At 64.4% G+C, this 6,395-nt stretch carries 4 protein-coding genes and 1 pseudogene; 1 reads left to right on the top strand and 4 read right to left on the bottom strand.

Features of this window, described 5'->3' with window-relative positions:
* The first annotated feature begins 14 nt into the window (after nt 1–14).
* On the top strand, nt 15–3,779 hold the full coding sequence (locus MOV75_RS23545; protein ID WP_247006707.1) for an EAL domain-containing protein: 3,765 nt from the start codon (nt 15–17) through the stop codon (nt 3,777–3,779).
* Here the strand turns inward: MOV75_RS23545 and MOV75_RS23540 are convergent.
* From MOV75_RS23540 to MOV75_RS23525, 4 genes and pseudogenes are all read right to left on the bottom strand, one after another.
* The gene (locus tag MOV75_RS23540) at nt 3,753–4,094 is read right to left on the bottom strand and encodes a hypothetical protein (RefSeq protein ID WP_246920469.1); all 342 of its coding nucleotides are present in this window, start codon (nt 4,092–4,094) and stop codon (nt 3,753–3,755) included. The two genes, MOV75_RS23545 and MOV75_RS23540, sit on opposite strands and share 27 nt — an antisense overlap.
* 229 nt (nt 4,095–4,323) lie before the next feature.
* Nucleotides 4,324–5,316: a UDP-glucose 4-epimerase GalE gene (galE, locus tag MOV75_RS23535; protein WP_246920458.1), complete on the bottom strand. Its 993-nt coding sequence runs from the start codon at nt 5,314–5,316 to the stop codon at nt 4,324–4,326.
* A gap of 19 nt (nt 5,317–5,335) precedes the next feature.
* Nucleotides 5,336–6,139 carry a WecB/TagA/CpsF family glycosyltransferase gene (locus MOV75_RS23530; RefSeq protein ID WP_246920462.1) on the bottom strand — a complete coding sequence of 268 codons (804 nt, stop codon included), beginning with the start codon at nt 6,137–6,139 and terminating at the stop codon, nt 5,336–5,338.
* Nucleotides 6,132–6,395 (bottom strand): annotated as a pseudogene (locus tag MOV75_RS23525) (hypothetical protein); the annotation flags it as partial. The pseudogene MOV75_RS23525 and the gene MOV75_RS23530, both read right to left, overlap by 8 nt.

Below are 6,395 nucleotides of genomic sequence, written 5' to 3'. Positions count from 1 at the left end.
GGCCAACATTTCCTATGCGCTGGACAATTTCGCGCGCGAGACCGCGCAGCAGGCCAGCGAACGGACGGCGCGGCGTGTTGTTGGTGACCCGTCGCGAGGCCAATTCGTTCAACGACCCGATGGTCTCGCTGTTCGAGCGCATGTCGGCCAACATTTCCTATGCGCTGGACAATTTCGCGCGCGAGACCGCGCAGCAGGCCAGCGAACGGACGGCGCGGCGGCTCAACCGCATGTTCGGCGCCCTCAGCGCCACCAACGAAGCCATCCTGAGTGCCAAGACCGAGCAGGAGCTGTACCAGCTCGTATGCGACGCGTCCGTCCATGGCGGCAAGTCGCTCGCGACGGTCGTCCTGCTGAAGGAGCAGGAATCCCACTGGCTGAAACCCGTCGCCGGCACGGGCCAGAATCTGGAGCTCGTTGCCCAGACCCAATATTCCGTCGATGCCGCCAATCCCTATGGCCGTGGAATCTCCGGTACGGTCTTTCGCAGCCAAAAGCCCCTTGTCGAGGACGACCTCGTCAGCCACACCAAGGGAACGCCGTGGGAGCAGGCCAATATCAATACGGGCGTCGCAGCCCTCGTCGCGGCTCCGCTGATCAAATATGGCAAGAGCGTCGGCATTATTCTGTTCTTCATCAGCAAGTCCTGGGCCAAGGACGAGGAAGTCGTCGCGCTCCTGATGCGCATGGCGGAGAACGTCTCGTTCGCAATCGAGAATTTCGACCGGGAGTCCGAAAAGGCCATAATCGCCGCGGAAGAGGAACGGCTGGCGCGCATGTATGCGGCGCTCAGCGCTACCAACGAGGCGATCATCCGGGCGACGTCGCGTGCCGAGCTGTTCGATCTCGTATGCGAAGCTTCGTTCCGGGGCGGCAAGTTCGGCTCTGCGACGATCGCGCTCGCCGAGCCTGCCTCCGAAATGCTGCGCGTCGTCGCTTCCGCAGGACCGAACTCCGACGAAGTGCGCAAGCTCAAATTTGCAACGACGGACACAGTGCCGGAAGGGCGAGGCCTGACCGGCACGTGTTTCCGCACCAGAAAGCCCTGCCTGACCAACGACCTGCTGTCCGATGACCGCCTCAAGCCGTGGTACGACAGCGCGCGCCGCACCGGCATCAAGTCCTCCGCTGCCTTGCCGTTGCTCAACGGCGACCGCACCGAAGGCGTGTTCCTGTTCAATTCCCTCGAGATCGGCACGTTCACGCCCGAGTTGGTCGAACTGCTGGAACGTCTTGCGCGCAACGTGTCATTTGCGGTCGCAAATCTCGACCGCGCCGAGGAGAAGGCGAAGGCCGACAAGCAGCGAGACCGGCTGAGCGGCATGTTTGCGGCGTTGAGCGCCACCAACGAAGCCATCATGCGCGCCGAGACTCGCGAGGAGCTGTTCGACGTCGCATGTCAGGCGGCCGTGCTCGGCGGTATGTTCGCCTCGGCGACGATTGGAATCATCGACGAGACATGTGATCTGGTCCGGGTCGTCGCCGTGAAGGGGCGTCTCCAGGAGCGAATGGTCGGACGCAGCTGTGCGATTTCCCCGGATCACCCCGAGAGCCAGGGAATCATCGGAATCTCGGTGCGGACGCGTCGGCCCAGTGTCATCAACGACTATATGCACGATCCCCGCTCGGCACACTGGCACTCCAAGGCAGTCGAGGATGGGACCCGTGCCGCTGCAAGCTTCCCGCTTTTGCGCGCCGGCCAGGAGCCGATCGGCATCCTGCTGTTCCTTGCTCCGGAGGAAGACACATTCACGCCCGATCTGGTCGAGCTGCTGGCCCGTCTCGCGGAAAACGTCTCGTTCGCGCTCGACAATTTCGATCGCGCTGAGGAAAAGGCCCGCACCGAGGCGCAGAAGGAGCGGCTGACGCGCATGTTCGCGGCCTTGAGCGCGACCAACGAGGCGATCATGCGGGCGAAGTCGCGCGCCGAATTGTTCGACCTCGTGTGCCTTGCGGCGTCGAACGGCGCCAAGTTCACCTCGACCACGATCGCGCTGGCCAGGGCCGGCACCGACCAGCTCGAGATCGTGGCCGCCGCCGGTCCGTCCGCCGACACGACACGCAACGTCCGTCTCTCCATCGATCCCGAGCGGCCCGAAGGGCGCGGGATGAGCGGCACGGCGTTCCGGACCCGGCGGCCCTGCATCAGCAACGACTATCTCACCGACCAGCGCGTGAGTGCCTTCCACGCCGTCGTTCGGGGCGATGGTGCGCGCTCGGGCGCGGCGATCCCGCTCATCGTTCACGACCTCGCCGTCGGCGTCATGATCTACATGTCGACCGAAAAGGATACCTTCACGACTGAGTTCGTCGAGCTGTTGAAGCGCCTCGCCGACAACGTCGCCTTCGCGATGGAGAATTTCGATCGCGCGGACGAGAAGAACGAGGCGGACGAGCGGATCGAGTACCTCGCCTCCCATGACAGCCTGACGGACCTTCCGAACCGCGAAACCTTCAACGGGCTTTTGCGCAAGGCGATCGACGTTGCCGAGCATCACGACCACCGTTTTGCGGTGCTGTTCATCGACCTCGACCGTTTCAAGGTCATCAACGATTCGCTGGGGCACGAGGCCGGCGACCTGCTCTTGCTCGAAGTGGCGAACCGCTTGCGCGGCGCGTTGCGGACGAGCGACGTGGTGGCACGGCTCGGCGGCGACGAGTTCGTGGTAATCCTCGATCAATGCGGCGAGATCGATGACGTCCAGCGGATCGCGACCGGGCTCCTGACGGCACTGGCCGAGCCCATGGAGCTGGCCGGGCACGAGTGCCACACCACGGCTTCGATCGGCATCGCGATGTATCCGGCCAACGGTTCTGATGCGCAGACGCTGACAAAGAACGCCGACATGGCGATGTATCTTGCCAAGGAAGACGGCAAGAACGGCTGCCGCTTCTTCTCCAAGGAAGTGAAGACGCAATCGATCGAACGGCTCTCGCTGGAGAGCGCGCTGCGCCGGGCGCTGGAGCGCGGGCAGTTCTCATTGAACTACCAGCCCAAGGTGGAGATGGAGACCGGCCAGATCACCGGCGTGGAAGCGTTGCTGCGCTGGACGCATCCTGACCTCGGCAGCGTCTCGCCGGCGCAGTTCATTCCGCTTGCGGAGGAAACCGGGCTGATCGTGCCGATCGGCCGCTGGGTGCTCAACGAGGCCTGCGCCCAGGCCATGGCCTGGCAGCGCCGCGGCCTGTTGCCGCTATCGATGGCGGTCAACCTGTCGCCGCGGCAGTTCGCCGACGAGCATCTGTTGCAGGACGTCGACGAGGCGCTGGCCGCCAGCGGCATGTCGCCGGTGCTGCTCCAGCTCGAGGTCACCGAGAGCATGATGATGCGCAATGTCGGCCGCGCGCTCAAGGTGCTCGACGCCATCCAGAGCCGCGGCATTCGTCTTGCCATCGACGATTTCGGTACCGGCTATTCGTCGATGTCGCTGATGAAGCATTTCCCGATCGACACCATCAAGATCGACCGCTCGTTCGTGCGGGACCTGCCGCAGGATTCGGAAGACCAGGCGATCGCGCAAGCGATCATCAGCATGGGCAAGGCGCTCGGCATGACCGTCGTCGCCGAAGGCGTCGAGAACGTCGAGCAGGAGGCGTTCCTGCGCAGCCATGGCTGCGATGAGATGCAGGGCTTCCTCATCTCCAAGCCCTTGCCGGCGCGGCAGATGGCCGAGCTGCTGCGGCCCATGGTTCTGCCTGTCGCGCCGCCGCTCCAGCCGGAGCCGGATGCTGCAGTCACGGAAGCTGCGGCGTCACGGCTGAAACGCGCTGTCGTCTGACGGCTGCGGGTGCAGCTCGCGGACGTCTTGTTCTCCGCCCTCGATCTTGCTCGGAAAATCCTGAGGTCCCGTCAGCGAGGTCTGCTCGACGAACAGCGCGAGAATCGTGCGCGCGCCCTCGGCGAAGCTCGACCCGTCGTTCAAGCCGAGCTCGGCGCACCATGCGCAACCCATCGGCTCATTGTCGTCGAACACCGCCATCGCAGGACCCCACCACCAGGCAGGCGCGGGCGAGCGCTCGTCCGCGGGCACGACCTGCCAGCGGGCGAATTCTTCCATCACGCGCTCGAACTCCAGGCGTGCGGCCTGATGCATGCGGTCGATACTCCCTAAATCCACGCCCGATGGACGGGCCGACTGGCGGATTTGATAGTGGTCGTCGTTCGGAAAAATCGGCTCGCGCCAATGAGCGCAGCCATGCAGGCCGACATCGTCGTCGGCTGTGCGTAAGGATGCGGCGGTCAGCAATATGCTGGCGGCGGCAACGAATATGCATTCTAGCCGTGTCGAGGCACGGCAGGCAAGGCGCGGGTGCGCCGATTGCCTAACGCGGCCTGAACGGATGCGCCTTCTGGTGCCAGGCCCAGGCGGTGCGGATGACCGTAGGCAGGTCGGAGTGACGCGGCACGAAGTTCAGCACCTTCCGTGCCGCGGAGGGGTCGGCGACGAGATAAGTGGGATCGCCGGCGCGGCGCGGCTTGACGGTGTGGGGCACTTCACGCCCGGTCTCCTGCCTGATCGCGTTGAGGATCTCGCGCACGGAAAAGCCCGAACCGGTGCCGAGATTGAAGCTGCCGCCGGCATGCCCGTCTTCGAGAAGCTTCAGTGCCGCGACATGCGCCGCTGCAAGGTCGGTGACGTGGATGTAGTCGCGGATCGCGGTTCCATCGGGCGTGTCGTAGTCGTCGCCGAACACCGCGAAGTCGACATGGCCCTGCAGTGCCATCATGGCGCGGGGAATGAGGTGGGTTTCGTTGTCGCGCAACTCACCGATGCCGCCTGAGGGATCGGCGCCGCTGGCGTTGAAATAACGCAGGCAGAACGCGCCGAAGCCGTAGGCCGAGCGGTAATCAGCAAGCATCCGCTCGATCATCCATTTCGATGCGCCGTAGGGATTGATCGGCACGCAGGGAAAGTCTTCCGGCAGTTCCTTGGAGTCGGCATTGCCGTAGACGGCGCCGGTCGAGGAGAACACGATGCGATGGCAGCCGGCGTTGCGCATCGCCTGCAATAGCGACAGCGTTCCCTGCACATTGTTGACGTAATATTTCTGCGGATCGGTCATGGATTCGCCGACGAGACTCGCCGCCGCGAAATGCATCACCGCCGTGATCTTGTGGTCGGCGAAGGCGCGGGCCAGCGTCGTGCCGTCGAGCAGATCGCCGGTCACCAGGGGGCCGGTCACGAAGCTGCGATGGCCTGTCGAGAGATTGTCATAAACGATGGGCTGATAGCCGGCAGCGGTCAATGCGCGGCAGGCATGCGAGCCAATGTAGCCAGCGCCCCCTGTGACGAGGACGGTCGGTCGGTCGGTCATGTCGTCTTCTGCTCTTCTCTTAGCGGAGGGGTCGGTTGCGGCCGAAGAGAAGATAGAGCGCGCGGGGGTTGGTGGTCAAATAGCGCCAGAACAGGCGGCGTGGCTCGAGCCAGGTGCGCCAGACCCATTCGAGTCCCATCTTCTGCATCCATTGCGGTGCGCGTGCGCGGCTGCCGGACAAAAAATTGAACAGGCCGCCGGATGTCTTGATAACGCCTACATTGGTGAGATGCGGCGTGAATTCCTTCACGAATGCCTGCTCGTTGGGCACGCCAAGCGCGACCCACAGATAATCAGGCGCAAGCGCGTTGATCTCCTCGATCTTCGCACGTAGCGCGTCGCCTCGCAGATAGCCGTGGCTGTGCCCGACGATCTTGAGATTCGGATACATCTTCTGGACGTTCTCGACCGCCACGATATTCTCGGCCTCGCTGGCGCCGAACATGTAGAAGGTGCGGCCGACCGCTTCCGCCTTGCGCGCGACGATGTGGAACAAATCCGTGGTCGCGACGCGCTCGGGCAGCGGAAACCAGGATTGCAGCTTCGAGGCCGCCACCAGCGGCTGGCCGTCGGCGTTGATCAGGTCGGCAGCGCGGAACAGGCGCTCGGTCTGCGGCTCGGTCGAGCAGCGCGCCAGGACCTCGCCATTGGCCGAGGTCAGGAACAACGGACGGCCGATGCGGTGATTGGGATCGGTCGCCTCGATCATGAAATCGGCGGTGGCTTCCAGGTCGAGCGCGGCCATGCGAAGCCCGCCGACGGTAATTCGCGGCACGTCGGCAGTCGCTGCCCGTCCGTCGAGGTTGACGCGGCGCTCAAGCATATTGTCTGCCTCGCTGGCGCGTTTCAATTGCAGGGGTGAGCTCGTCGAGCACGACGCCGACGAGCTTGCGCTCGGCCCGGCCGAGCGCGGTCAGGATCTCTTCCAGGCTGTCGTTGATGTCGAGGCTGGTCGGCAGCACCGCCACCAGCGCGTCGGTGTCGTCGAGCAGCTTGCGGCCGGCGGCCGAGAGCGGCATCGCAGGGCCGTCGAGGATTACGAGGTCATAGCCGCCGGCGGCGCGGAGTCGATCATGGTG

Source organism: Bradyrhizobium sp. PRIMUS42, assembly GCF_023006515.1.
In the GTDB taxonomy this organism is placed as follows: Bacteria; Pseudomonadota; Alphaproteobacteria; order Rhizobiales; family Xanthobacteraceae; genus Bradyrhizobium.
The sequence above is the reverse complement of the archived record's forward strand: the minus strand, read 5'-3'. Positions and strand labels throughout refer to the sequence as shown.